The sequence below is a fragment of the Mammaliicoccus lentus genome (assembly GCF_002902755.1).
In the GTDB taxonomy this organism is placed as follows: Bacteria; Bacillota; Bacilli; order Staphylococcales; family Staphylococcaceae; genus Mammaliicoccus; species Mammaliicoccus lentus.
The window spans coordinates 31,872-56,812 of the sequence record NZ_PPRS01000021.1; the positions used below are offsets into that span (position 1 = coordinate 31,872).

At 30.6% G+C, this 24,941-nt stretch carries 26 protein-coding genes; 12 read left to right on the forward strand and 14 right to left on the reverse strand.

Annotated elements, in window-relative coordinates; all coding sequences use genetic code 11:
- Nucleotides 1-105 precede the first annotated feature (105 nt).
- A complete protein-coding gene (locus CD135_RS07330) occupies nucleotides 106-1,467 on the reverse strand; it encodes a CitMHS family transporter (RefSeq protein WP_103269117.1) in 1,362 nt (453 codons plus the stop codon).
- Between the two features lie 262 nt (nucleotides 1,468-1,729).
- Between CD135_RS07330 and CD135_RS07335 the strand changes: the two genes are divergently transcribed.
- The 4 genes from CD135_RS07335 (at nucleotide 1,730) to CD135_RS07355 (ending at nucleotide 6,139) form a co-directional block, all read left to right on the forward strand.
- Complete coding sequence (locus CD135_RS07335) at nucleotides 1,730-2,365, forward strand: NDxxF motif lipoprotein (RefSeq protein WP_103269118.1); 636 nt, start codon at nucleotides 1,730-1,732, stop codon at nucleotides 2,363-2,365.
- A gap of 796 nt (nucleotides 2,366-3,161) precedes the next feature.
- Complete coding sequence (locus CD135_RS07345; protein ID WP_103269120.1) at nucleotides 3,162-4,118, forward strand: ABC transporter substrate-binding protein; 957 nt, start codon at nucleotides 3,162-3,164, stop codon at nucleotides 4,116-4,118.
- Nucleotides 4,119-4,190: 72 nt separating this feature from the next.
- The gene (locus CD135_RS07350; RefSeq protein WP_103269121.1) at nucleotides 4,191-5,174 is read left to right on the forward strand and encodes a FecCD family ABC transporter permease; all 984 of its coding nucleotides are present in this window, start codon (nucleotides 4,191-4,193) and stop codon (nucleotides 5,172-5,174) included.
- The gene (locus CD135_RS07355; RefSeq protein ID WP_103269122.1) at nucleotides 5,174-6,139 is read left to right on the forward strand and encodes a FecCD family ABC transporter permease; all 966 of its coding nucleotides are present in this window, start codon (nucleotides 5,174-5,176) and stop codon (nucleotides 6,137-6,139) included. Before CD135_RS07350 ends, CD135_RS07355 begins: the two co-directional genes overlap by 1 nt.
- A 125-nt stretch (nucleotides 6,140-6,264) precedes the next feature.
- Here CD135_RS07355 and CD135_RS07360 read toward each other — a convergent pair whose 3' ends face one another.
- Nucleotides 6,265-7,188, reverse strand: coding sequence for an ABC transporter substrate-binding protein (locus CD135_RS07360; RefSeq protein ID WP_103269123.1), 924 nt, complete (start codon nucleotides 7,186-7,188; stop codon nucleotides 6,265-6,267).
- Between the two features lie 164 nt (nucleotides 7,189-7,352).
- On the opposite strand from CD135_RS07360, the gene CD135_RS07365 reads away from it, so the two are divergent.
- Together CD135_RS07365 and yidC are read left to right on the forward strand one after the other, a co-directional pair.
- Nucleotides 7,353-7,622, forward strand: coding sequence for a hypothetical protein (locus CD135_RS07365; RefSeq protein WP_103269124.1), 270 nt, complete (start codon nucleotides 7,353-7,355; stop codon nucleotides 7,620-7,622).
- A gap of 35 nt (nucleotides 7,623-7,657) precedes the next feature.
- Entirely contained in the window at nucleotides 7,658-8,425 is a 768-nt protein-coding gene (gene yidC / locus CD135_RS07370) for a membrane protein insertase YidC (RefSeq protein ID WP_103269125.1), read from the forward strand.
- Nucleotides 8,426-8,484: 59 nt separating this feature from the next.
- On the opposite strand, the gene CD135_RS07375 is transcribed toward yidC, so the two are convergent.
- The 3 genes from CD135_RS07375 to CD135_RS07385 are packed head-to-tail and all read right to left on the reverse strand — an operon-like array spanning nucleotide 8,485 to nucleotide 10,971.
- A complete protein-coding gene (locus CD135_RS07375; protein ID WP_103269126.1) occupies nucleotides 8,485-8,832 on the reverse strand; it encodes a hypothetical protein in 348 nt (115 codons plus the stop codon).
- Between the two features lie 11 nt (nucleotides 8,833-8,843).
- On the reverse strand, nucleotides 8,844-10,307 hold the full coding sequence (locus CD135_RS07380; RefSeq protein WP_103269127.1) for a sensor histidine kinase: 1,464 nt from the start codon (nucleotides 10,305-10,307) through the stop codon (nucleotides 8,844-8,846).
- Entirely contained in the window at nucleotides 10,300-10,971 is a 672-nt protein-coding gene (locus CD135_RS07385) for a response regulator transcription factor (RefSeq protein WP_103269128.1), read from the reverse strand. The genes CD135_RS07380 and CD135_RS07385 overlap by 8 nt, the downstream gene beginning before the upstream one ends.
- A 140-nt stretch (nucleotides 10,972-11,111) precedes the next feature.
- Here CD135_RS07385 and CD135_RS07390 point away from each other — a divergent pair, with 140 nt between their 5' ends.
- Both CD135_RS07390 and CD135_RS12985 read left to right on the forward strand, forming a co-directional pair.
- Complete coding sequence (locus CD135_RS07390; protein WP_103269139.1) at nucleotides 11,112-12,287, forward strand: DUF418 domain-containing protein; 1,176 nt, start codon at nucleotides 11,112-11,114, stop codon at nucleotides 12,285-12,287.
- A 7-nt stretch (nucleotides 12,288-12,294) separates the two neighbouring features.
- Nucleotides 12,295-12,525 (forward strand): hypothetical protein, encoded by a 231-nt coding sequence (locus CD135_RS12985; protein ID WP_103269129.1) that lies wholly within the window; start codon nucleotides 12,295-12,297, stop codon nucleotides 12,523-12,525.
- Between the two features lie 99 nt (nucleotides 12,526-12,624).
- On the opposite strand, the gene CD135_RS07400 is transcribed toward CD135_RS12985, so the two are convergent.
- Nucleotides 12,625-13,074: a MarR family winged helix-turn-helix transcriptional regulator gene (locus CD135_RS07400; protein WP_103269130.1), complete on the reverse strand. Its 450-nt coding sequence runs from the start codon at nucleotides 13,072-13,074 to the stop codon at nucleotides 12,625-12,627.
- Between the two features lie 213 nt (nucleotides 13,075-13,287).
- On the opposite strand from CD135_RS07400, the gene CD135_RS07405 reads away from it, so the two are divergent.
- A complete protein-coding gene (locus CD135_RS07405) occupies nucleotides 13,288-14,931 on the forward strand; it encodes an alpha-keto acid decarboxylase family protein (protein WP_103269131.1) in 1,644 nt (547 codons plus the stop codon).
- A gap of 38 nt (nucleotides 14,932-14,969) precedes the next feature.
- On the opposite strand, the gene CD135_RS07410 is transcribed toward CD135_RS07405, so the two are convergent.
- The gene (locus CD135_RS07410) at nucleotides 14,970-15,554 is read right to left on the reverse strand and encodes a LysE family transporter (protein WP_103269132.1); all 585 of its coding nucleotides are present in this window, start codon (nucleotides 15,552-15,554) and stop codon (nucleotides 14,970-14,972) included.
- A gap of 107 nt (nucleotides 15,555-15,661) precedes the next feature.
- Here CD135_RS07410 and CD135_RS07415 point away from each other — a divergent pair, with 107 nt between their 5' ends.
- On the forward strand, nucleotides 15,662-16,219 hold the full coding sequence (locus tag CD135_RS07415; protein ID WP_103269133.1) for a helix-turn-helix domain-containing protein: 558 nt from the start codon (nucleotides 15,662-15,664) through the stop codon (nucleotides 16,217-16,219).
- 265 nt (nucleotides 16,220-16,484) lie between these two features.
- Here the strand turns inward: CD135_RS07415 and CD135_RS07420 are convergent, their stop codons facing one another.
- The 7 genes from CD135_RS07420 to CD135_RS07445 all read right to left on the reverse strand — a co-directional run bounded on the left by CD135_RS07420 (nucleotide 16,485) and on the right by CD135_RS07445 (nucleotide 23,057).
- A complete protein-coding gene (locus tag CD135_RS07420) occupies nucleotides 16,485-17,522 on the reverse strand; it encodes a galactitol-1-phosphate 5-dehydrogenase (protein WP_103269134.1) in 1,038 nt (345 codons plus the stop codon).
- A gap of 29 nt (nucleotides 17,523-17,551) precedes the next feature.
- On the reverse strand, nucleotides 17,552-17,707 hold the full coding sequence (locus tag CD135_RS12990) for a hypothetical protein (RefSeq protein WP_017000186.1): 156 nt from the start codon (nucleotides 17,705-17,707) through the stop codon (nucleotides 17,552-17,554).
- A 23-nt stretch (nucleotides 17,708-17,730) separates the two neighbouring features.
- Nucleotides 17,731-18,762 (reverse strand): zinc-binding dehydrogenase, encoded by a 1,032-nt coding sequence (locus CD135_RS07425; RefSeq protein WP_103269135.1) that lies wholly within the window; start codon nucleotides 18,760-18,762, stop codon nucleotides 17,731-17,733.
- Between the two features lie 20 nt (nucleotides 18,763-18,782).
- A complete protein-coding gene (locus CD135_RS07430; protein ID WP_103269136.1) occupies nucleotides 18,783-20,042 on the reverse strand; it encodes a PTS galactitol transporter subunit IIC in 1,260 nt (419 codons plus the stop codon).
- 94 nt (nucleotides 20,043-20,136) lie between these two features.
- Entirely contained in the window at nucleotides 20,137-20,415 is a 279-nt protein-coding gene (locus CD135_RS07435) for a PTS sugar transporter subunit IIB (protein WP_017000189.1), read from the reverse strand.
- A gap of 64 nt (nucleotides 20,416-20,479) precedes the next feature.
- Nucleotides 20,480-20,947: a PTS sugar transporter subunit IIA gene (locus CD135_RS07440; RefSeq protein ID WP_103269137.1), complete on the reverse strand. Its 468-nt coding sequence runs from the start codon at nucleotides 20,945-20,947 to the stop codon at nucleotides 20,480-20,482.
- A 19-nt stretch (nucleotides 20,948-20,966) separates the two neighbouring features.
- The gene (locus CD135_RS07445) at nucleotides 20,967-23,057 is read right to left on the reverse strand and encodes a BglG family transcription antiterminator (protein WP_308863787.1); all 2,091 of its coding nucleotides are present in this window, start codon (nucleotides 23,055-23,057) and stop codon (nucleotides 20,967-20,969) included.
- A 245-nt stretch (nucleotides 23,058-23,302) separates the two neighbouring features.
- Between CD135_RS07445 and CD135_RS07450 the strand changes: the two genes are divergently transcribed.
- Both CD135_RS07450 and CD135_RS07455 read left to right on the forward strand, forming a co-directional pair.
- Nucleotides 23,303-23,986, forward strand: coding sequence for an RluA family pseudouridine synthase (locus CD135_RS07450; RefSeq protein WP_017000192.1), 684 nt, complete (start codon nucleotides 23,303-23,305; stop codon nucleotides 23,984-23,986).
- Nucleotides 23,987-24,100: 114 nt separating this feature from the next.
- Nucleotides 24,101-24,808, forward strand: a complete 708-nt coding sequence (locus tag CD135_RS07455; RefSeq protein WP_070045188.1) for a MerR family transcriptional regulator — start codon at nucleotides 24,101-24,103, stop codon at nucleotides 24,806-24,808.
- Nucleotides 24,809-24,941 lie beyond the last annotated feature (133 nt).

Below are 24,941 nucleotides of genomic sequence, written 5' to 3' on the forward strand. Positions count from 1 at the left end.
TGCTCCTAATCCTTAGTAGATTAAACTAAAGGGTTAGGAGCATTATTTTGATTTAGGGACTTATATCCCAAGGTGGTTATTATTTATTAAATACGAGTTTTATATTTAAATTGTTACGATACCTAGTAAAATTGCGATAAATAGCATAACGATTGAAAATCCCCAAATCCAGAAGAATGCGTATTTAATATATTTACCCATATTAATTTCAGCTAGCCCGACTGCTAACCAAAGAGCAGGTGAAAATGGACTAACGAATGTACCGATTATGTTTCCTATCATTAATGAATAGGCTGTTGAAAGTGAAGGTACACCAAATTGACTTGCAGTTGATTCTACAATTGGTAACACAGCAAAGTAATATGCATCTGTACTAGTTAATAAATCTAATGGAACACCTAGCATACCAATTATAATATGTAGATAAGGTCCAACTGCTGTTGGTATTATATCAATTAATGATAACGCGATTGATTCTAACATGCCTGTTTCATTTAAAATACCTAAAAATACACCAGCAGCTAAAATAACCGCGGCCATCATTAAAGCATTAGGTGCGTGTGCACGTAAGCGATCCATTTGTTCGTCAACATCTCTGAAGTTTAATGGTAATGCAATACCGACACCAATCATAAATGCTAATTCTGGTGGAACGATGTCTAATAACATCATTGCAACTATAATAATTGTAAGTATAAGATTGAGCCAAAGAATATAAGTATGTTTTTTAGCTTCACCTTTAATTGAAGCATTTTCTTCTTGATCTTTTTGATAATTTTTAATAATTTCATTCATGTCTACTTTAATTGTTTCTTCATCAGGAAATTCTCTTGCAATACGTTTCTTTTCTCTTAAGCCTAAATAAATAGCAAATAGAATTGCTAAGACGATGCCTATTAATTGTATAGGTATGATGTTGTACCAAAGTTGATTAATATTATCTACTTTTAGAACTGAAGCAGTACGAGCCATTGGTCCGCCCCAAGGCACCATGTTAATAATAGCGGCACTTAGCGCAAGTAGTAACACTAATAAATAAGGACTCATTTTAAGTGTTCTATATAAAGGTAATAAAGCAGGAATCGCTAATAAGAAAGTAGTGGCACCAGCACCATCAAGTTGTGCAAAAGTACCAATAATGGTTGTGACAATTGCTACGATAATAATATTTCCACGTGTTAATTTAATCATGCCTTTAACTAACGGCCTAAATAAGCCGCTATCTGAAATAATTCCAAAGTATATAATCGCGAAAATAAACATTACTGCTACATTAAATACTTGATCAAAACCAGAATCTACATATTTTCGTATATCTCCGAAACCATGTCCAAGAACTAATGCGCCAATAATAGGTATTATTGTCATACCGACTACTGGACTGACCTTTTTAAAAATTAACATTGTGACAATGGATATTATAATAATAAGCCCCACAATTGTTAACATTGTATTTGCTTCTTCCATGAATGATCCCCCTCTTTAATTAAGCGCTTACAAATAATGTTAAACAAAAACTTTCTATGCAAAATGAACTCTTATAGAAAGCTTTAATTAGTATATCATTATAGAAAGTAAAAATGTACTGAATTTTAAGAATTTTTAGTTTTTGATATTATAAAATTTTTAATCAAGGTTTGAGATTTTACATATTATGTTATAATTTAAGTAATTAAAGAAATATATAAAGTTTTTAATTGCATAATCATATATTGTGGAGGTATATAAAATGAATAAATACATAATAGCACTATTTAGCATCATGATTACTCTAACGCTTATAGGATGCTCAAATGATAGCAACAAAGAGACGGATTCATCAGAGAAAAGTGATTCAGGTAAAATTGTAAAATCAAAACAAGAAGAAAAAGCAAAATTGCCTAAAGATGTATTTCAATCAGATGAAAACAATCAATCATTAACTAAAGATGATGTGAAGAAAAGTATTCAAAAATACCTTAATACAAATGAATCAGTATATAATGTGACTTCAAAAATTGAAGAAAAAGTATGGGATGAACAAAATTTAACAAATGAAGAAACTAAGCAATTAGAACAAGCTCGTAAATTGTTAGACGAGAATGATCAAAACTTCTCTAATTATTTAAAAAATAATGAATTACCAAGCGAATACAAAAAAGATACATATAGAATAAGTGAGTACTTTACAGCCTATAATGATACTTTAAGTAAACTTGACAATAGTATTCAACAAATGGAAAAAAAGGCTAATGACGGTGAAATCCCATTTAAAGAAGTGAAAGATATAATACCAGATAGCAATAAAGTTAGTGGTAAACAACAACAGAAAATAGAAAAGTTTCTTAAAAGCATTGATATTAAAACAAAAGCATTTGAAAGGTGATTGAATTACCAATGAATAAAATGAAGTTAGCAATTTTTATAGATGACTGTAGACATATATTAGGGTTCGCCATTCTATTAGTTTATTTTATATTAAGTTCGAAGTTGGATATACAATTTGCTTATTCAATTGTGATCACGTTATCGACTTGTTTATATTCATTGTTTTTTATCGCCTCTGATTTTAGGATGGCCAGATATCAACGTAAACCATTGGTATCCGTAAAATATAGAATATTTCAATCAATAATATTCTTATTACTAGGTGTGACTGTATACTATAGTAATTATTGGGAAAGTTTTATTGGTGTTCTCATATATGGGATTGTAGCACTAGTTATATTTATAATGTTCAATAAAAAAATATATAAAATACAAGGTTTTGAGTATGTTATTTAAAATGGGACTAGCTATCATAATAATGTGTATCGCATTATCATATTTTATTCTATTTTGGAAGTCTAATAGTAATTTGAGTATTTTTTATATTATTATTTACACTATCATTGGATTCGTTCACAGTTATATTGAAAAGAAATATTTAATTAAAAACACTAATAATGAAACAAATTCATAAGAGATAAATTGTATAAAAATACGCTTGTAATACATACGCAGGCGTATTTTTTATTTATTTTTATATAGAAAAAATAAACTTCTTGTAATGTTGTTGAATAAAAATATTGATATTTAATTGAAACGATAGTATTTTCAGAATTTTATATCAAAACATATAGACATTTATTTCCATATATTTTATAATTGATAACGGTTATCAATTATAAAAGGAGGAAAATATGAATAATTATAAGAGATTATTAGTTATGTTACTTGTTGCTAGTGCGTTATTTTTAACAGCTTGTAGTGATAGTAATAAATCAAATGATAAAGATAAAGAGGCGAAAGGTGAGGAACCTAAACAAGAAAAATCAATAGAAATTAAAGATGAATTGGGTACGGTTAAACTTAAAGATAAACCTAAAAATATAGTTGTATTAGAATATTCATTTGCTGATGCTGTTAAAAATTTAGGTTCGACACCAGTTGGTATCGCTGATGACAATAAAAAAGAAATTATTAAGAAGTTATATGGAGAAGAAGTGAAATATACTTCTGTAGGTACACGTAAACAACCTAACTTAGAATCGATTAGTTCATTAAAACCAGATTTAATTATTGCAGATGTTCAAAGACATAAAGGCATTTATGAAGATCTTAAGAAAATCGCACCAACGATGATTTTAAAGAGTAGAGAAGCAAGCTTTGACGATGTAAATGCTTCATTTGAAAAAGTAGCAACTGCAATGGGCAAAGAAGATGAAGGCAAAAAGATGTTGGATGATTTAGAAGATAAATTAAAAGAAGCTAAATCAAAAAATGAAAAAGCTTCTAATAAAGATGAAAAAGTTATGATTGCTGTTGCGCGTGAAGATGCATTCCAAGCACATACCTCGCATTCTTATGTAGGCCAACTATTAGAGAAAATGGGCATGAAAAATGCGATCGAATCTAATAAAGCGTATGAAGAAGTAAACTTAGAAACATTATCTAAAGTAAATTCGGATAAATTAATTATTACTTCTGATAAAGATAAACCGATTACTGATGAATGGAAAAACAAAGAACTTTGGAAAGAGTTAAGTGCTTATAAAAAGGGTCAAATTCAAGAAGTGGATAGAGATTATTGGACTAGATTTAGAGGTTTCAAAGCAAATGAATACATCATGAAAGATGTAGAGAAAAATAATAAATAATTGAATGGAACAATGAGTGTGTAGTTTTATGCATTCATTGTTCCATCATTTCAATATTTAGTTGGTGAAATGATGCAGAGAAAGTCTATAATAACAATGGTCATGATTATCATATTAGTGATAGGTATGATATTGAATTTGAGCATAGGTTCAACGTTTATGAGTTTAAAGACGATATTTAATGCCATTGTAGCAGATGATCACTCTAAAGATGCGCTGATTATTAATACGATTCGTTTGCCAAGATTATTCGTTGCTATAATGGTAGGAATAAATTTAGCTGTAGGTGGTGCTATTATGCAAGCTTTAACTAAAAATGCTTTGGCATCGCCTCAAACATTTGGAATTAATGCAGGAGCAGCATTGTTACTTGTTGCTTCAATTGTATATTTACCAGGCCATTCAGATACAATTAATCCTTATATTGCTTTTTTAGGTGCAATTGTAGGTGGGTTGATAGTATATACGTTTATATATGGACACGAGAATAATCATGTACGATTAGCATTAGCAGGTATGACAATCCATTTACTATTATCTTCCATAACTGAAGTGTTGATAATACTTAATGAGAATTCTACTGATGTCTTGTATTGGTTAACGGGTTCATTAAATGGTAAGGATTGGGATGGTGTACAAATCTTATTACCCTGGTTTGTAATAGGTGTATCTGTTGCTTTATTTTTAGCTAAAGACTTAACCGTTTTATCATTAGGGGATATGTTTGTAACGAGCTTAGGTCTTCATAAGAAACTAAAATATTTAATTTTTAGTTTTATTGTGATTATATTAGCTGGTTCGTCTGTAGCTGTAGCAGGACCAATTGCATTTATAGGTCTAATTGCACCTCATATTTCAAGAAGATTAATAGGTGGAGGGTATGAGAAGAACTTATACTTCACCGCATTAACAGGCGCAGTTATTCTCGTATATGCAGATACGTTATCACATATCATTGCTTATCCATATGAATCTCCAGTTGGAATTGTAACAGCACTAATCGGGGGACCATTCTTCTTATATCTTTGTAAAAATGGAAGGAGTGGTCTTAAATAATGAAGTATAAATGGAAGTTTATCATTGTGATAGTTGTTCTGATTATAAGTATCTTGCTACATGTACAAGTCGGATCACAATTCATTTCATTTAAAGAAACATTAAACATGGTTGCTGGAACAACTGATGATTATGCATTTGTATTATATACATATAGAATACCAAGAATGGTCATTTCTTTAATTTCAGGTTTACTATTAGGATTAGCAGGTGCTATTGTACAAATATTACTTAGAAATCCATTGGCTTCACCTGATATTATAGGTGTTACTAAAGGTGCAGGATTATTTGCCGTTGCGCAGTCATTACTATTACCAGCATTGCCATTCTATTATCTAGGTATTTCTTCATTTCTTGGTGCGGTTGTAATGATTATAATCATTATGTTCTTGGGGAGGATTTTTCAAGCGACAACTTATACGATAGCTTTAATTGGTGTAGCTTTAAGTGCTATATGCCAAGCTGGTATTCAGTACTTTATGATACGCTATCCAGATAATATCAATACTACATTGCTTTGGCTGTCGGGTAGTGTATGGAGTAGAGATTTTGATGACTTGTGGAATTTTATACCGAGTGTATGTATATTACCATTGGTATTTATATTCGCAAATAAGTTGGATATTTTAAGTTTAGGTGACTATGCGACCATAAGTTTAGGAGAAAAGGTAAGTATTATTAGAAGTGCTTATTTATTCATGTCAGCAATATGTATTGGTTCCGTCGTATCTGTTACAGGTACAATTGGTTTTATCGGCCTAATATCTCCTCGTATTGCAAGGTTATTAGTAGGAAGAAAAGCTATAAGACTTTTACCAGTATCATCTATTATAGGGGCTATATTTTTACTTTTAGCGGATGCTATTGGTAAAGGTATTGCACCACCTGTAGAAATTCCAGCGGGGGTTATTACTGCAATAATTGGCGCACCATACTTTTTATTCTTACTAAAAAAAGAGAAGTGAGTATGTACAGAAGGTGAGTGTGAGGGTTGTCTTACTTCAGACAGAAGGAAGTCTAAAAAATATATCGAAAGTTACAAAAAGACCTTTCCATTATCTAAATATGATGGAAAGGTCTTTTTATAAAGTTATTTCATTTCTTTAAATGCTTTGTAGAATATTTCTCTTTGTTTTTCTAATGAGATTGGGTCATTATATTGTGTTTCTGTAACGTCAAATTTCACCACATGATTGTTCTTCATAGCATCTGTATTTTTCCATACATTTGTTTCTTCAAATTGCGCTTTTTGGTCGCCATTGGCAGCTATAATAACATAGTCTCCTAAATATTTATCAAATTGTTCTGGAGTGATAGTGAGTGTGCTTGTCTTTTTAGTTGCTGATTTTAATTCATCAGGTAACTTTAATCCCCAATCATCAAATATAATTTCTCCACCTCTGCCCATCTTATCGTTAAATGCAATGAGCCCTTTAGGTGTTTGCTGTAAAATAGTCGCTGTTTTTTCTTTTATTAATGGTTCCAGTTCTTTTTTATCTTTAGATAGTTGTGCTTTCCATTCTTTAAGCCATTTATCTGCTTTGTCTTGTTCTCCAACTAATTCAGCTAGCAGTTTTGTATTGTCTTCATATGTAGATTTCATGTTATCGATAGTAACAGTAGGTGCTATTTTTTTAAGTTTCTTTAAATTTTTTTCTTGAGATGTTGCGATAATTAAATCCGGTTTTGCTTTGGCAATTTGTTCAACGTTTGTGTTATCAATCTTCTTAGCATCTTTTGTAACATCATTTAATACTTTATTCTGCTTAACAAATTCTGGTACAGCTACTGGCTTATGTCCAAATTTTACTAATGCGCCCACGTATGTTGGATGTAATACAACGATACGTTTAGGGTCTTTTGGAACTTCAACTTTTTCTCCAGAATCGTTTGTAAATGATTTGGTATCAGATTTACTGCCTTCTGATTCTTTACTATTTTTTTCAGTGTTACTATTCCCACAAGCTGCTAAAAGCATAACTAAAACAAGCATAAAAACGGATAATTTTTTCATCATCGTCCTCCTATTTTTTGTAAATGATAATTCTTCTCAATTATACCAAATTGAAAAACCATTACAATAAATTTTTGGAAAATTAAAGTGGGAAACATTTGAAGAATTAGGTAAAAACAAGTAGAATTAAAAAAGAATCGATACTTGAAAGGAATGAGATAATAATGGAATGGCTCATAGGGTTACTAGGAGAAGATATATTATTTAATTATTTAACGTTTAGTATACATTACTTCATTCCAATATTATTAACGCTTCTATTTGTATACTTAGAAATGCAAGCAAGTATCAAATTGAACGAGACATGGCATGTACAACCATCTACTGAAGTACAAGATCAGTATATCTTTGTATGGATGGTACCTATATTAAGATGGAGAATAAAATGCCTGTCGAAAACAGGCGATGAAGAAGACGCGTTGCCAATATATTAAATCATATTTTATTTAATATATTGGAGGAAAATTTTTTGAAAAAACTATACACAGTAATCGCATTTTTAGCAATATCATTAATACTAGGAGGGTGTGCACCACAAGAAGGTGGCATGTTCCATTCAACATTTGTTGAACCATTTGTTCATCTTATTAAATTCTTTGCATCATTTTTCGGTAATAGTTACGGAATAGGTATCATCATTGTAACGCTATGTGTACGATTGATTGTAATGCCTTTCATGTTACGTTCTTTTAAAGGGCAGAAGAAAATGCAATTTAAAATGAAACAACTTAAACCACAAATAGACGAAATTAATAAGAAAATGAAATCAGCTAAAGATGAAACTGAAAAAGCACAATACAGTCAGGAAATGATGGCTTTATATAAAGATAATGATGTAAATCCTTTAAATATGGGATGTTTACCGATGTTGATACAAATGCCAATATTAATGGCATTATACTTTGCAATATATAATAATGATGCATTAGCAAGTCATAACTTTGCTTGGTTTAATTTAGGCACACCAGATATATACATGGCTCTGATTGCAGGTGGATTATATTTATTACAAGCATATTTATCAACACGTTATTTACCAGATGGATCTAATAACCAAATGAAATATATTATGTATATAAGTACAATTATGATATTTATTGTGAGCTTGAATATGCCAGCAGCATTACCATTATATTGGAGCGCTAGTGCAATCGTCTTAATTATTCAGCAGTATATATCAAATAAATACTTTAATTATCACGAAGAAGAAATTGAAGTACAAACAAGTACGTCATAATATAAAACAAAAAGACCCTTCCAATCCGAGATTAAATCTAGAGGATTGAAGGGGTCTTTTTATTTAGTCGATTTTGAAGTTGCATTCTTTTTACGCTTTTTTATTACCAGTTGTATTATTACTAATATAACCGCTAATGAAACAAGTAAGATATTCCTCGTTGCGCCTATAGGTACTAAAAAGTGTATAACTGTAGATACTATTATAAATGGAAGTATATAAATTAACGCATCTTTTACTTTAAATGTTCTAAAGGATTCATCCCGTATTTGGAATACAAAAAGGAAAATCGTCATAAAGAATATTATAAAAATGAGAGCTAACCAATCTATAGAATCTGATATTACCCAGCCACAAAACATAATGAAAAGTGTTAATGAGATAAGATATTTGATTTTGCTTAACATAGTGTGTTCTCCTATTCGTACAGTTTTATTCTGAAATGAACACCTTTTTCTATAGGTAATGATTGGAATGTTCCATTATGAAAGTGTATTGAGTCCATAATAATGGTAAAACCTATACCATGTTCTTTTTCGTTGTCTTTCTTAGTATGTGTTGAATGCAATGCTTTTTCTTCTATTGCCTTACTTATTCCCACTCCATCGTCCCTATAATCAATGGTGAGAACTTCATTTTTATATGAAATTGTAATCTCGATATTTGGATTAATTTTGTTATGATCGATGCTGTTATCGATTAAATTCATGATCATCCTTTCAAAGTATAATTTGTTCCCGTAGAACGTCGGGTTTTCAAGATTATTAATGATTGTTAATTTATCATATTGGAAAGAATTGATGAGTTGATTCGTAGTTTCAATAACATCAAAAGCTTCTTTATTAATACCCATTTGTTCAGTTTCATATTTGAAGTTTTGATTTAAACTGTTAATTAACTCTGTCATATATGCTGCTTTTTCTGATATTAATATGGCATACTTTGTAGACTCATTTGATTCGTTTGAAAGGAGTCTTGAGTATCCATATATAGTTGTTAATGGTGATTTTAAATCATGAGAAATTTGACTAAGCCATTTTTCTTTGTAGTAATTGATTTGGTTATGATAAATTTTGTTTTGCATTAATTGGTCAGACAGAGTTTCAACAGAATCATTTAATTCTTTAAATAACTTTTTATTTTTCTTGTTGTGATGTTTAGAACTTGGTTTAAATAATTTTCCTTTTGAAAGATTTTCAATCCATTCTGTGTAGAAAAATAATGGATTTGATATTCGTTTAGAAATTATTAAAGCAAGTAGTATAACAAATATTAAGTTTATTGCGAATAATAATAAGGTAACGAGTAGGGAGCTTATAAGTAATTTTTTATCTGCTTCCCCGATTTCTGAAACATAACTAACTTTTTTATGAAATGGTTTTTCGATAAACTTTAAATTATTATTTTCAATTCCTATATTATAACGGTTATATCCTTCTATAAAGTTACTATTGATTAGTTTTTTTGTATTAATGTCGCCTTGGTTTTTAATCGTTAAATTTGAGTTAGATGGGAATACAATTGCGACATGTAAATGTTTCCTATAAGGGACAGTCATAGTATTATTTATATTTCCGATAAGTTTCTTTTTTAAATTCCCATGATTTTTAGGATAAGAAACATTTGCCTTATCATCGATAATATACAGCTTAGCATTATTTTCTTTTAATTTTTGAGTTAAATCTTTATTCAGCTCATAGGTATTTTTACTTTTTGAAATAGCAGAATCTATATAAGTTTCATCAATGTTTTCTAAGTCTGTATACATTAAATTAATCGCTTTTGAAAAAAATACATATAAACCTATACACGTTAGTATCATTGTGACTATAAAGAATATTGAGATATATTTTATAAATTTTAAAGTAAAGCGTTTATTCATTATTATTGCTCCTATAGATATATCCTTTGCCTCTAACTGTTTGTATTAGCTCAGGTTTATTAGGATTTTCTTCTATTTTCTTGCGTAACGTTCTAATATGAACCATCAAAGTATTATCATCTACGCTTATTGAATAGCCCCATACATTATCATAAATTTGATCCTTCGTTAAAATTCGGTTTTGATTTTTTATAAAATATATTAATAAATCGTATTCTCTAGTTGTTAAGTTAATAATCTTATTTTTAAAAGAAACATCTGCCGTGTCTAAATTTACTTCAAGTCTATTATTTGTATGAACGTTTGATTTGTCTATATGCACGCCAACGCGATAAGCAAGTTCAATTGGATCAAACGGTTTTTTAATGTAATCAACTGCACCAAGTTCAAATCCTCTATATGTATCTATCTCAGAATCTTTGGCAGTAACAATTAATAATTTAGTGTTTTGATTTTTTATGTATTTTAGAAGTTCATAGCCGTTTTCAGACTTTAAGTTTAAATCCAATAACATGACATCAAATACATGACTTTTAAGTAAGTTAGTTGCTTCATTTATATCATTTGCTGTATAAAGGTCTCCTAATTGCTTGTTGGAGAGCGTAATTCTGATTAAAGATTGAATATCAATATCATCTTCCACTATTAATATCTTTGCAGCCATTTCTATACACCTCGATATCTTTAATTTTAAAGGTCTCTGCTAGATACATCTACCTATTATTGTAAAATTAAGTTACTTTTAAGGAAAGGATAAGATAGAATTTAGCTTTAGTTGTTAGGATGATAACTGAGGTGAAAGAAATGAAGAGAATAGAAGTGGCAGATGCCTTAAGAGGTTTTAGTTTATTTGGAATATTTATAGCAAACTTATTAATATTCCAGTTTGGTTTAACTGGACAAACATTTATAGAATTTTATCACTTAAATTCAGTAAATCAAGGTGTATATGATTTTATAAAAACAATATTTGAAAACAGTTTTATGCCGATATTTGCAATATTGTTTGGTTTTTCACTAGATAAACTATATCAATCAATGAAATTAAAAGAATTAAAAAGGCCAAGACTAAAATTATTTAGACGAGCTATATTTTTATTGATTATTGGTTTAGTGCATTCAATATATATTTGGGAAGGCGATATCTTATTTGGTTATTCATTATCAATGCTAATTATTATTCCATTTATATCATTAGGGAAAAGATTTTTTAAGTGGATAGCAATTATTGGTTTAATGCTATTATTTTCAATGAATGTTTTAGGACTATTAGATGATGAAGAGGTAAATATTAGTGATAAAGAGAAAGAGACTTATGTAGAAAAAGTTCAACATGTATTTAGTAACGGTACGTATACAGAAATACATAATAGTGATTCGACAATTAAAGATCCATCGTTAGCATATATGAAAGATGAGCTCGGTGATGCGGTAGGATTAATATTTTTATTTGCTTTTATAATGGAAGCAATATTTTTTGTATTCGGAATTTATTTGTCGAAAGCGAAATGGTTTGAAAAAGATGCTCGGCTTTTCTGGTCATCTAAACTATTTATATATTTAATACCTATATCTATTTTAGGTAAAAGTTCATATTTATGGATAGATAATGAGAATATCTCAGAAAGTTTACACGGTATATTTAGTATGACATTAGCGTTTGGTATGATGTGTTTATTTAAATATTTATATCAGAAAAAATCTGAAAATATTGTACTTCAAGGTTTTAAAAATTTAGGAAAAATGTCTTTGACAATGTATATATTACAGAGTGTAATTGGAACATTAATTTTTTATAGTTATGGTTTAGGGTTATTTGGGAAGGATATCTTAATTTTTACTATAATAATTTTTATTATTGTGTATATCTGCCAAATGTTACTTGCAACTTGGTATCAAAAAAATTTGAGATACGGACCTTTAGAATATATATTAAGAATGTTTACTTACTTTAAATTTAAAGTGAGGGCAAAAGGATGATTATAATATGATCAAACTAATAGACAACGTCCTACAATCTACAGCTTCCATACTGTTACTACTATTATTATCGAGATTTATTATTTATACATCTAATAATTTATTCAATACACATATAAGTTGGTTTTATTTAGAAAAACTCCCATATAGCTTTGTAGTTGTAACGGTACTTTTTATAATATGTACCGTTTTTCATAGTGTTATAGAAGAAAATGTACAAAAAGAAAAGAATAGATAATTCACATAAAAACAGGTTGAGACAATTCCTTGTCCAACCTGTTTTAATATTTTTCCGAATGTTACAAGATGGGGCCCACATACAACATTCCTATATTGATTATTTATCTTTTGGTTTAAGTGACTTTATATTTTTGAATCCTGAACGATGGTCCGCAAGTTGCTCCATTGCTTCATGCCAGTCTGTTCCTGCTTCTCCAAATGTTTCTTGTAGTAATTCATTTTGGGCACGGTTTAATTTGTTTACTAGTGCACTGCCTTCTTCAGTTGGGTATAGACATTTTACACGTTTATCGTTTGGTGAGTCGGCATCTCTTATAAGTCCTTTTTCTTTAAGCATTTTCAATGATGCATGCGAAGCTTGTTTAGATATTTCTAATGTTTCGAGTAAGTCTTTAATCGTAATGCCAGGTAGCTGATCAATAAAGAATAAAAATCTATGATGTTGTCTACTCATTCCGTGATCTTTAATGATGTCGTCTGCTGTATTTATAAATGTTTTGTATGCGAAGTAAAAAAGCATATGATCATAATTATTTTTATTATCCATAGTGTCGTCTCCTTTTTGTTCATTATAATAGAAAAAAGAATAAAACGCATTTATAGGTCAAGTTAATTGACTTAATTAGTATAAAGGCATACAATAGTAATTGTTAGATAGATTAAAGAAACTATAAGAAATATCCAAAGATATTTTTTTACACTAATAGGTCAATACAATTGACCTAAATAGTTATTCAATATATATAAAGGTGGAATGGACATGAAAAAACGTGTTGGGGAATATTTAATGGATTGTTTAAGTGAAGCTGGGGTAAACAAAGTTTTTGGTGTTCCTGGTGATTTTAACTTAGCATTTTTAGATGATATTATAAGCCATGAAAATTTAGATTGGGTTGGTAATACGAATGAATTGAATGCAAGCTATGCAGCTGACGGTTATGCAAGATTGAATGGAATTGCTGCAATGGTAACGACTTTTGGAGTAGGTGAATTAAGTGCTGTAAACGGGATTGCAGGCTCATATGCTGAACGTGTACCTGTCATTCAAATTACTGGAGCACCTAGTACTGTAGTTGAAAATGCAGGAAAATATGTACACCATTCTTTAGGAGAAGGACAATTCGACAACTATAGAAAAATGTATGAAGAAATTACAACAGCTCAAGGGTATATTACAACAGAGAATGCGCAACAAGAAATTCCACGCTTGATTAATGCTGCACTATCTGAAAAGAGACCAGTACACATACATTTACCTATTGATGTAGCACAATCTGAAATTGAAATTACAGAAGGATTTAAATTAGCTGAACCGGAACAACAAGATGTTTCTAATATTGTTAAGATGGTTCAAGAAAAACTTCAATCTGCTAAACAACCTGTTATTATCGCAGGACATGAAATAAATAGTTTTAAACTGCATGAACAATTAAACGAATTTGCACAATTAACGCAAATACCAGTAGCACAATTATCTTTAGGTAAAGGTGCATTTAATGAAGAAAGTCCGTTATATATGGGAATTTATGATGGTAGTATCGCTGAAGAAAACATTAGAAATTATGTAGATAATAGTGATGCAATATTAAATATCGGTGCAAAATTAACAGACTCAGCTACGGCAGGGTATTCATTTGGTTTTGATATTGATGATGTCGTAATGATTAATCATTACAATTTCAAATTAAATGAAACAAAAATATTTGATATCACGTTGCCAAATCTTATAAATGGTTTACTTGATGTGAATTATGAAAATAAAGCATCATATCCAAAGCTTAAATGTGCAGCAAAAGGCAACTATACAGTGAATAACGAACCGTTAACGCAAGAAACATACTTTAAAATGATGCAAGAGTTTATAGGTATTGATGATGTTGTGTTAGCTGAACAAGGAACATCATTCTTCGGCGCTTATGACTTAAATTTATACAAAGATAATACATTTATAGGACAACCTTTATGGGGTTCAATCGGATATACTTTACCAGCAACTTTAGGTACACAACTTGCTGATTTATATAGAAGAAATATTTTATTAATAGGTGATGGTTCATTACAATTAACAGCACAAGATCTTTCAACGATGATTAGAGAAGATTTAAAACCTGTTATATTCGTGATAAATAATGATGGTTATACTGTTGAACGTAAAATTCATGGTGAAAACCAACCATATAATGACATTCAAATGTGGGATTATAAACTACTACCAGCAGTGTTCGGTGGGAAAGATAAAGTCGCTATACATGATGTAGAAACATCTGAAGACTTAGAAAAAACATTATTAAACATTAATTCAAAACCAAATCAAATGCATTTTGTCGAAGTGAAAATGGCAGCTTCAGACGCACCAGTAAAATTAGACGCAATTGGTAAAGCATTTTCTAAACAAAATAGTTAATATTAAAAAAGAGGCATTGTTTTAAATAATGCCTCTTTTTATACATATAGGATGCTTATAGCAGTATAAACGAGTAGTAATGCCATTATAAGATTAAACATTAATTCATATTGGTTTATAAATTTTTTGAAGATGCTACCAAAAACGCTCCAACTAAATGTTCCTAAGAAACCAATTAAAGCTAAATAAATAAGCAGTATAAATTGCAATAATGGATCTTCAAAATTAGGTGTAACAAAAGCTGCGACAACACTCAATGCATAAATTGTACCTTTAGGATTGATGAATTGAAGAGCCATTCCAAATTTAATGTTATTATATTTTTCGCTAAAACCATTTTCATCTGTACTTTTACTTGTAGCAATTTTATAAGCTAAATATAATAAATACACAGCACCAAAAATCTTCATAAATAATTGAACTTTAGGGAATACTTGATATAAAAATGAACTAAAAAAGTTCGAAATAAGTAATAATAAAAAGAAACCTAAACTGACACCGATACAAAATCTTAAAGAACCAATCATGCCGTTATGTTTGGAATAAAAAAGAGACATAATATTGTTAGGGCCAGGCGTGAAACTAGAAACTACAGCGTAAATGGTCATAGACAGAACGAGCATTTAAAAACCTCCCTAAATATGCTATAACGTTTTTATATTCGTTATAATTGTTGTGCTTTATATTATAACTTTAGTGCGTTATATTGTAAATAAGAAGGTGAAATTGTATGAGAGAGATTCATGAAATAATAGCAGAAAATCTTAAAAAATATCGAAAAAATGAAGGGCTAACTTTAGATAAAGTAGCAACAATGACAGGCGTTAGCAAAACAATGCTTGGACAAATTGAAAGATTGGATTCAATACCATCCATCTCAACTATTTGGAAAATATCTAACGGATTAAAATTGTCATTTACTTCTTTAATAGAAGAGCAAACTGAAGATATTGAAGTCATTAAAAAATCAGAGTTACACGAAATAACGATGGATAATGATAAATATAAAGTTTATCCATATTTCTCATTTGAACAAGATAAACAATTTGAAATCTATATGGTTGAAATTGAACCGGGTGGATTTTTAGAAAGTGAACGACATACAAACGGTGCAACAGAATATTTAACTGTATATGAAGGAGAACTAGAACTAGTAGTTAATAATCAAATTTATTATCTAGAAAAGAATGATTCAATTAAATTCAAAGCAAACTGTCAGCACAGTTACCGCAATAAAGGTAATGATACAACTAAAATAAATATGACAATACATTACGCTTCATTGTAAACAACAACGAAACCGGGTCCGGGGTATAACAATTGTCTTGGACTTTTGTTGTGTCAGCGTGAGTAGCTTCTAACGTGCAAGAAATATAAGACAAGCATGCACGAACAAAATCGTAGTAGATTATATAAAAATAACATCTCATTTCTAACTGAATAAATCAGTGAAATGAGATGTTATTTATTTTGAGTTGGGGTTTATTTATCAAACTTTTTTCAATCCCAATCCCGCTACCTTTGCTTATTATTGATATACGGCAATGTTGAAATTATGGATGGAATATAACTTTGTCGTAATGTTTCTTCTTATTAACTAGGTTATAAAATGTATCTGGACCTTCACTTAATGGTAACTTATCTGAAATGATAGGTTCAACTTGGATTTCTCCAGTAGCCATATAATGTAATGTTGCAGTCCATTCTTTCCCAGGAAATGGGGCAGACAGACCATTCCATGAACCTAAAACGTTTAATTCGTTCCGTAATATTTTTTCAAAATGTGTGCGTTCTAATTCGATATCTGCATAAGGTATGCCTAATAGTAATACCTCTCCACCTTTAGTAGGGAGTGTAAGTACTTGTCCGATAGTAAAAGGTGATCCAGCAGATTCTACAGCGACATCTATTTTACAATTGATTTCTGATATTGCGTCTTCGAGTGATTTATCTTTTGAGTTAATGATATAGTCTGCACCGAGTTCTTTAGCTATATCTAATTTATGACTATCTATATCGATAGCAATAATTGTTGTAGCACCAAATATTTTTGCCCATTGGATAGCTAGTAAGCCAATACTACCACATCCCATCACTGCTACAGTAGCACCGGGTTTCATATTGGTACGATAAAAACCGTGTGATACAACAGCAGATGGCTCAACCATAGCTGCTGTATCAAAGTCGACGTTATCAGGTAATTTTAATACATTATGTGAGGGTAATTTGACATATTCAGCAAAGCAACCTGGTACATATGAACCTATAACATAGAGTTTTTCACATCTTGAGTATTCACCTTTTTCACAATACTGACAAGTGTGACATGCAATTGCAGGGCAACCCGTTACCGAGTCCCCGACTTTAACATGTGTAACTTCATCTCCGATTTCTTCAACTATACCAGAGAATTCATGACCGAAAGTCATCCCTTCTCGGTAAGGACCAAGTTTCTTATAGCGTGAAGTGTCTGATCCACATATGCCAGTTGCTTTTACTTTAATAATGACATCAGTAGGTGTTTGGATAGTAGGATTTAATGTATCTTCAAATTTCAAATCTTCAACACCGTATAAATTTAATGATTTCAAATGTTTCACCCTCCCTTGATTATAAATTGTTATGACTGGTCAGCAGAAACTTCTTTCTTCTTGAATAACTTTGCTCCAAAGTAACTTAAGAAAACAGCACTATTACAAACGAGTAAGTTATTCATGTAAAAATCAGTAATACCTCTCATTGGTCCAAGCATAAAATCTAACATTGGTTCTACCATATTCAATAATCTCCTTTAATAATTTATTGGATAGGGCGGAGTAATACTTTAATACCTTCTCCACCTTTAATGTGGTTATATCCTTCGTCCCATTGTGTTATATCTAATTCAGTAGTAACGAGCGCTTCAGCGTTAACTTCTCCAGTGCTTAATAGTTGTAATGAAGGTTCCCAATCTGCAGGTTTTTGACTTCTACTACCAACAACTCTAATTTCTTTTTGTACGATTTTTTCTAAATCAAAAGGAATTTCAGGGTCTTTAAAAATACCAACTTGAACATATCGGCCTTTTTTACGTAATAAATCAAGACCTTGTTTTGCAGCTGGTACAGCACCTGAACATTCTAATACTACATCAGCGCCATAACCATCTGTTAAACCATTAACGTATTCTTTCAAATCAGTATGTTGGATGTTAACAACGTGATCTAAGTTCAGTTCTTCTGCTTTTTTTAAACGTGCTTTATCGTTGTCTAAGCCAGTAATAATGACTTTTCCGCCTTTACTTTTCACAACTTGAGCGACTAATAATCCTATAGGACCTGGCCCCATAACTACAACAGTGTCGTCTTGATAAATATCGGTTTTAGAAACAGCATGGTAAGCACAAGCTAATGGTTCTGTCATAGAAGCGGCTTTATAAGATACGTTATCAGGTAATTTATGAACGCTTGCAGCACGAGCAACTAAATAATTAGTAAATCCACCATTTTGCTGTGTTCCTAGACCTTTTCTATGGTTACAAAGGTTGTAGTCACCAGTTTTACAATATTCACATTCACCACATATATAATAAGTTGTTTCTGAAGTCACACGATCGCCAACTTTAAAATCATTAACATTTGAGCCTACTTCGACAATTTCTCCTGAAAATTCATGACCTAATGTAACAGGGTAGTTTACTTTATAGTGACCCTCATACGTGTGTACATCAGTACCGCAAATACCAGCATAATGAACTTTTATTTTCACTTCATTTTCAGAAGGTGTGGGAATTTCCTTTTCTAATATTTCTAAATTACCAAATCCAGGTTCAGTTTTTACTAATGCTTTCATGAACTTTCATCCCCTTATTATTAATTAAACAAACTAAAGAACTTGAAGATAATATAGTTTAAGATGTTACCACCTTGGTCAAGACTTGAGATTTGTGATGAGCCTGATGGCATTTTGACGTTTGTTCCATCTGCCATACTAGTAAAGATAGGTGCTACATCTGTTGCGATGTATAAAGAAATAGCAACCATAATTGTACCGACAATTACAGAATGTATGATGTTACCACGTGCGGCACCTACTATAAATGCAACGATAAATGGTATTGTTGCTAAGTCACCAAATGGTAAGACTTGGTTACCAGGTAAAATAACTGCTAATAAAACTGTAATTGGTACTAAAATTAATGCAGTTGAAATAACTGCTGGGTGGCCAAGTGCAACTGCTGCGTCTAGACCAATGTAAATTTCACGATCACCGAATCGTTTATTTAACCAAGTACGTGCAGATTCAGAAACTGGCATTAAACCTTCCATTAAAATCTTAACCATACGAGGCATTAATACCATTACTGCTGCCATCGACATACCTAAATTAATAACATCTCCAGCGTTATAACCTGCTAATATACCGATAATCAAACCTAGAACTAAACCAACAAATATAGATTCACCAAATGCGCCGAAACGTTTTTGAATTGTTTCTGGATCAGCGTTTAATTTGTTAATGCCAGGAATTTTTTGAAGTCCTTTTACTAAGAAAATCCCAGGAACATATGAAATTGTACTACCAGTTGCAATTGAAACACCTGGTAGATCATAGAACTCGCTCATCATTGGAGCTGTCCAGTCTGCTACTTTCAGACAAACAATTTGGAATAGTGCAGCAGCGACTAAAGCTTGCCAAATACTACCTGAAATTGCATAAACCATGGCACCCATGAATGTGTAATGCCAGAAGTTCCATATATCTACGTTCATTGTTTTTGAAGTCTTTGTTAATAACATAATGACGTTAATAACGATACCTAATGGAATGATAAAAGCTGCAATAACTGAAGCCCAAGCGATTGAAGAAGTTGCTGGCCAACCTACATCAATAACATTTAAACTTACACCTAAGTTTTTAACCATTGCTTGTGCTGCTGGTCCTAAGTTATTTACAAGTAAATCAATAACTAAAAATATACCTACGAATGCAACACCGATTGTTAAACCTGAACGGAATGCTGCACCGACTTTTTGTCTAAAGAATAAACCTAGTAAAAATATAACAATCGGTAGAATAACCGTTGCACCTAAGTCTAGAAAAGCTTGAATAAAATCTACGAAACCACTCATACCCTACACCATCCTCTTTTTTAGAAGAATGAGGTTGAAATATCAAAGTTGTGAATTTCAACCACATGCTAGTTATTTTGATTTTAAAAACTTATTATTTTTGTAAAGCGTCTAAGATTTCTTGTTTAGTATCTTCTACACCAATACCAGTTAAGAAGTTACGTGCATTAATTACTGGGAAGTCATATTCTTTTTGAGTCATAGCTGTTGTAACGAGAAGGTCTGCTGTATCCGCATATGCGCCAACTTCTGAAATTTTAATTTGTTTTAAATCTACTTTAATATTGTGTTCTTTAGCCATTTCCTCGATTGCGTTATTTACCACTGTTGATGTTGCGATACCTGCTCCACATGCTACTAATACTTGTTTCATAATTATTTCCTCCTAATTTTAAGAATTTAATATTTAAATTCTTTTCCTGTTATATTTTAATTTTTTAAACTTCGTTTAATTCTTTATCTATCGTTTCTACGATTGTTTCTTTGTCAGTTGCGTTTGCAATAGTTTCTAAAATTTCATCATTTTGGAATATGCCCATTAATTTTTGAAGTAATGAAAGTTGAGCATCCTCTTTATCCATTGCTAGCATAAAAATTAACTTCACATCTGTTGTTTCTTTTTCTTCTCCCATAATGATAAATGGAACTGTTTCTTTGAGCGTAGCGATACCGATTGCTTTAGATTGTACGTGCTGAATGTCGGTATGCGGGATTGCCACAGAACAATACACAGTTGGTAAACCTGTTGCAAATGAACGTTCTCTTTCTATTACAGCATCTTTATAAGATTCTTTAACATATCCGTTTTGATACATTTGGTCAGATAACTTACTTAATGCTTCTTCATTTGTCGATGCCTCTAAATCTATAAGGACATTCGAGATATCGATTTTCAAATCTTGCATATAACGCAACCCCTTTGTTTTAATCTATTTTTGAGTAATGCTTAATAATTTCATAAACTTCTCTTTTAGATTGAGTTTGTGAAATACGTTGAATATTTTGAGTATCTTGAGACAAATCTCTTAATTGTAGTAGGGGACGTAAATGTTTAAATTTATCAGCTGCAGCAATGACTACAAAGATATAAACGTCTAACCCTGTACTTAATTTAAGAGGTTCTTCTAGTACCAACATACTCATTGAAGTACGGTTAACAGTGTCCTCGCCATCAGCATGAGGTATCGCTATATTTTGATTGATTACCATATAAGTATCGTCAAAAGCATTGTTCATCAAGTCTATATACTGATTATCGATATACCGGATTTTGACAAGGGGTTCAGCTGCTAATTGAATAGCTTCCTCGATATTCATAACATTTTTTGTGAAATGAATATGGTTTACAGGCAATAAATCTTGTAAATCTAAATTGCTATTTATAGACAAAGTAGATGCTTTAATGGATGAATATGCATACGTATCTTCAAATTGATCTTTAATTTGATTGAACAGTTCAGCTTCGTTATGAACCGTCGCATGTTCACGTATAATTGAAAGCATTTTTTCGGCTTGGATATCTGTTTCTAAAGTGTTATTTAATTGACCAAAAACATGTTGCCTTAGCTCGTGTTTCTCTTGAGCAGTCAAAATCGTTTTTGTAATGTACAATTTTTTATTCGTCATAATGTGCATTGGCGAAAATACGATATCAAAATCTAAATCGTATTGATTAAATTCGCGAAGTGACAAAGCATCTAGAAAAATAAATTCTGGAAATACACTTCTTAATTCTTGCAACATTAATTTCGAAATAGAAGTTCCTTGTGTACAAACAACAACGGCTTTTACTTTCTGATCGATATCTTCATCTTGCCTCCGTAAACTTCCGCCTATTAACATTGTTAAATAAACTGTTTCTTTATCCGGTAATTCTTGGTTAAGAAACTTTTCTAAAGGTTTAGAAGATAATTTAACTAAGTGAAAGAGCTCTTTATAATCTTCTTTTAGTGAATTTGTTAAGCTATCAACATCAGATAATTGATAACGAATACGATAAAATGCAGGCTTCATATGATGCATAAGCTGATGAATTAGCGATTCTTTATCTTTAAAAGTAATAAATGTTAGTTTTTCAAATTGCTCAATCATTTCTTCAAGTGCGTATTGAAGTTCTGGCAGATGTTGAACATCATGTAATTCTGACCATTGAACACTCGTTGATAATAATTGTAAAGTTATAAATAACTTTTCTTGCATAGGTATTTCTTGATAATTTGAAGTTAAAATTTCAGTTGCTTGATATTCTTGAGTATCTGAAAGATCATCATAACCAATAGAAAATGGTGCGACTATCTTATCGTGATTAATTCGCCTTAATATCAAGTAAAGTTTATAAGGTAATGTAAGTGTACTTTCGTCAATGAACATATTATTTAAATATTGTTCCACTTTATTAATGTGTTTGTTAATCAATATTATTTTGTCTTCTTCTATATTTAAACTATTGATTACGTCATTTTCTGAAATATTTAAAGTGAATACTTTATCAATTAATCTCATCAATAAGCGTCTTATTTCAAACTCATTACCAGATAAGTAATATCCTTGTTGGCGTGAATAATTAATTGATACATTGTATGAGCTTATTAATTCCTTTAATTGTTTAATGTCATTGAGCACAGTATTCTTACTTACTTCTAAATCGATTGAGAAGTGATTTAAAGATAGTACTTCATCTTCTCTAAACAACATCAACAAAATGAGGTGCGCGCGCTGATAGGCTGTATAAACCTGCTCACTTTCTTGATGGAGAGTTTCACTAGGAATATTAAGAAAATCTTTAATTGAATCATCAACTATAAAGAAACCTTGACTAGTTCTTTCTATTTGTGGATAGTCTTGTTCTTTCAACCAATCATTTAACTTTTGAATTCTGTATCCTAGTTGTCTGCGAGATATGTTAAACATCGATTCTAAATCTTTACCTTTTATTTTTGGATTTTTGATCATTTCAGTTATGATATTAAAGTTTTCCTTCTGTATATTGATTCCCTCCTTTGTTGTTATATCCAATTTATCACAGCACATCAAAGAGTTGTACAACCTTTAATCACAAATGTTATTTATATTTATGTACACCATTGTGATTATGTACATAATAAGCGTATTTATTTTTTATAAATGATGTATTTTTATTCCATTTATCTATTATTGATTTTTTATATTTCAATGTTATATTGAATGTTATTAAATTTTTATAAACCCAAAAACTTTAAAGCTGATAAGAATTTTTAATTATTTATATAGGAGTGATTTTAGTGCATATTAATGTACTATATGAGGATAATCATTTACTCATAGTGGAGAAGCCAGTCAATATTGCAGTTCAAGAAGATGCATCAAAAGATATGGATTTATTGAACATGCTAAAAAGTTATATTAAAGAAAAATATAATAAGCCTGGTGATGTATACCTAGGACTTGTACATAGACTTGATAGACCAGTAGGAGGCGTGATGGTATTTGCGCGTACATCTAAAGCAGCGTCTCGTTTGTCTAATGAATTGAGGAAACAACAAATTTATCGAAAATATAAAGCGATTATTCGTGGAACATTACCTAATAAACAAGGGGAACTAGTGGATTACTTATACAAAGATCGTAAGAAGAATCTTGTAAGTGTCGTTAGTTCTAAGAATAAAGATGGTAAAAAAGCGATACTTGAATATAAAGTGTTAAGTAAAAAAGATAATTTGAGTATGTTAGAAGTAGAATTAAAAACTGGTAGATCTCATCAAATTAGAGTTCAATTAGCTAATCAAGGTACACCCCTTTATGGTGATCAAAAATATGGGGAGCACGTAAATAAACATGGGCAACAAATTGCGCTTTGGGCATCTAGCTTAAGTGTTAAGCACCCGACTAAAGATGAAATGATTACGGTTGAATCAGAACCACCAAAAGAATATCCATGGGCTGAATTTACACATACGTCAGTCTAACCTGTACATAATATTAAGGGAAAAGTATTTTCTTCTTGCTTATAACGTAAGGTCACAAGATACAATTAAACTAACACTAATATAGTGATCGTTATAAAAATGAGGAGGCAAAATATGAAGTGGACTACAGGTGAAGTAGCAGAATTATGTGATATCACAGTTAGAACTGTACAGTATTATGATAAGAAAGGTTTAGTTAAGCCGAGTGTGATTTTAAATAATAGAAGATTTTATACTGAAGAAGAACTCAATCAATTACGAATTGTTACAACATTGAAAGATATGAATTTTTCATTGAAAGAAATTAAAGAATTACTTTATTCAACGCAATCTATTAAAACGCTCAATATGTTGTTAGATGAAAAGTTACTGCAACTTGACGATAATATAGAGCATAATAAGCAAAAGCATAAACAAATTAAGTTTGTAAAAGAGAGTATTAGTAAAGAAAGTAATTATCCTGTATCTAATATTTTAAATTTAAGAAATAAGTCTGAAGAACATCAAAAGATGCAAAACTTTCGAAAAAAGTTTATGGGAATATCAATAGGCGTAGGAGTTATACAATACAGTAGTATATTGATGGCTATATTAAAAAAGAAATGGAAACCAATTATTATTGTTTATCCATTTATCATATTATATGCAGTAATAGCTTCAAAGCGTTATTATGAGGTCGTTCAATATGTGTGCCCAAATTGTCAAAGGGATTTCAAACCAAAATTTTCAGAGTGGTTTACTTCAAATCATACGTATCAAACTAGAAAATTAAAGTGTCCAAAATGTGGTGTAGAGAGTTATTGTCTTGAGACCTATAAATAAAATAATAGATTATAAAAAGCCGAGCCATTAATAATATGATATGCTCCCTGTTAAGTAAACACTTAAATAGTGAAAACTTAGCAGGGAGTTTTATTATGACTAGAAATATTAAAATAGATATCAATACTTTATT

Coding starts and splice junctions, on each gene's coding strand:
- CD135_RS07330 (WP_103269117.1), bottom strand. CDS start 1,467: ATGGAAGAAGCAAATACAATGTTAACAATTGTGGGGCTTATTATTATA.
- CD135_RS07335 (WP_103269118.1), top strand. CDS start 1,730: ATGAATAAATACATAATAGCACTATTTAGCATCATGATTACTCTAACG.
- CD135_RS07345 (WP_103269120.1), top strand. CDS start 3,162: ATGAATAATTATAAGAGATTATTAGTTATGTTACTTGTTGCTAGTGCG.
- CD135_RS07350 (WP_103269121.1), top strand. CDS start 4,191: ATGCAGAGAAAGTCTATAATAACAATGGTCATGATTATCATATTAGTG.
- CD135_RS07355 (WP_103269122.1), top strand. CDS start 5,174: ATGAAGTATAAATGGAAGTTTATCATTGTGATAGTTGTTCTGATTATA.
- CD135_RS07360 (WP_103269123.1), bottom strand. CDS start 7,188: ATGAAAAAATTATCCGTTTTTATGCTTGTTTTAGTTATGCTTTTAGCA.
- CD135_RS07365 (WP_103269124.1), top strand. CDS start 7,353: ATGGAATGGCTCATAGGGTTACTAGGAGAAGATATATTATTTAATTAT.
- CD135_RS07375 (WP_103269126.1), bottom strand. CDS start 8,832: ATGTTAAGCAAAATCAAATATCTTATCTCATTAACACTTTTCATTATG.
- CD135_RS07380 (WP_103269127.1), bottom strand. CDS start 10,307: ATGAATAAACGCTTTACTTTAAAATTTATAAAATATATCTCAATATTC.
- CD135_RS07385 (WP_103269128.1), bottom strand. CDS start 10,971: ATGGCTGCAAAGATATTAATAGTGGAAGATGATATTGATATTCAATCT.
- CD135_RS07390 (WP_103269139.1), top strand. CDS start 11,112: ATGAAGAGAATAGAAGTGGCAGATGCCTTAAGAGGTTTTAGTTTATTT.
- CD135_RS12985 (WP_103269129.1), top strand. CDS start 12,295: ATGATCAAACTAATAGACAACGTCCTACAATCTACAGCTTCCATACTG.
- CD135_RS07400 (WP_103269130.1), bottom strand. CDS start 13,074: ATGGATAATAAAAATAATTATGATCATATGCTTTTTTACTTCGCATAC.
- CD135_RS07405 (WP_103269131.1), top strand. CDS start 13,288: ATGAAAAAACGTGTTGGGGAATATTTAATGGATTGTTTAAGTGAAGCT.
- CD135_RS07410 (WP_103269132.1), bottom strand. CDS start 15,554: ATGCTCGTTCTGTCTATGACCATTTACGCTGTAGTTTCTAGTTTCACG.
- CD135_RS07415 (WP_103269133.1), top strand. CDS start 15,662: ATGAGAGAGATTCATGAAATAATAGCAGAAAATCTTAAAAAATATCGA.
- CD135_RS12990 (WP_017000186.1), bottom strand. CDS start 17,707: ATGGTAGAACCAATGTTAGATTTTATGCTTGGACCAATGAGAGGTATT.
- CD135_RS07425 (WP_103269135.1), bottom strand. CDS start 18,762: ATGAAAGCATTAGTAAAAACTGAACCTGGATTTGGTAATTTAGAAATA.
- CD135_RS07430 (WP_103269136.1), bottom strand. CDS start 20,042: ATGAGTGGTTTCGTAGATTTTATTCAAGCTTTTCTAGACTTAGGTGCA.
- CD135_RS07435 (WP_017000189.1), bottom strand. CDS start 20,415: ATGAAACAAGTATTAGTAGCATGTGGAGCAGGTATCGCAACATCAACA.
- CD135_RS07440 (WP_103269137.1), bottom strand. CDS start 20,947: ATGCAAGATTTGAAAATCGATATCTCGAATGTCCTTATAGATTTAGAG.
- CD135_RS07455 (WP_070045188.1), top strand. CDS start 24,101: ATGAAGTGGACTACAGGTGAAGTAGCAGAATTATGTGATATCACAGTT.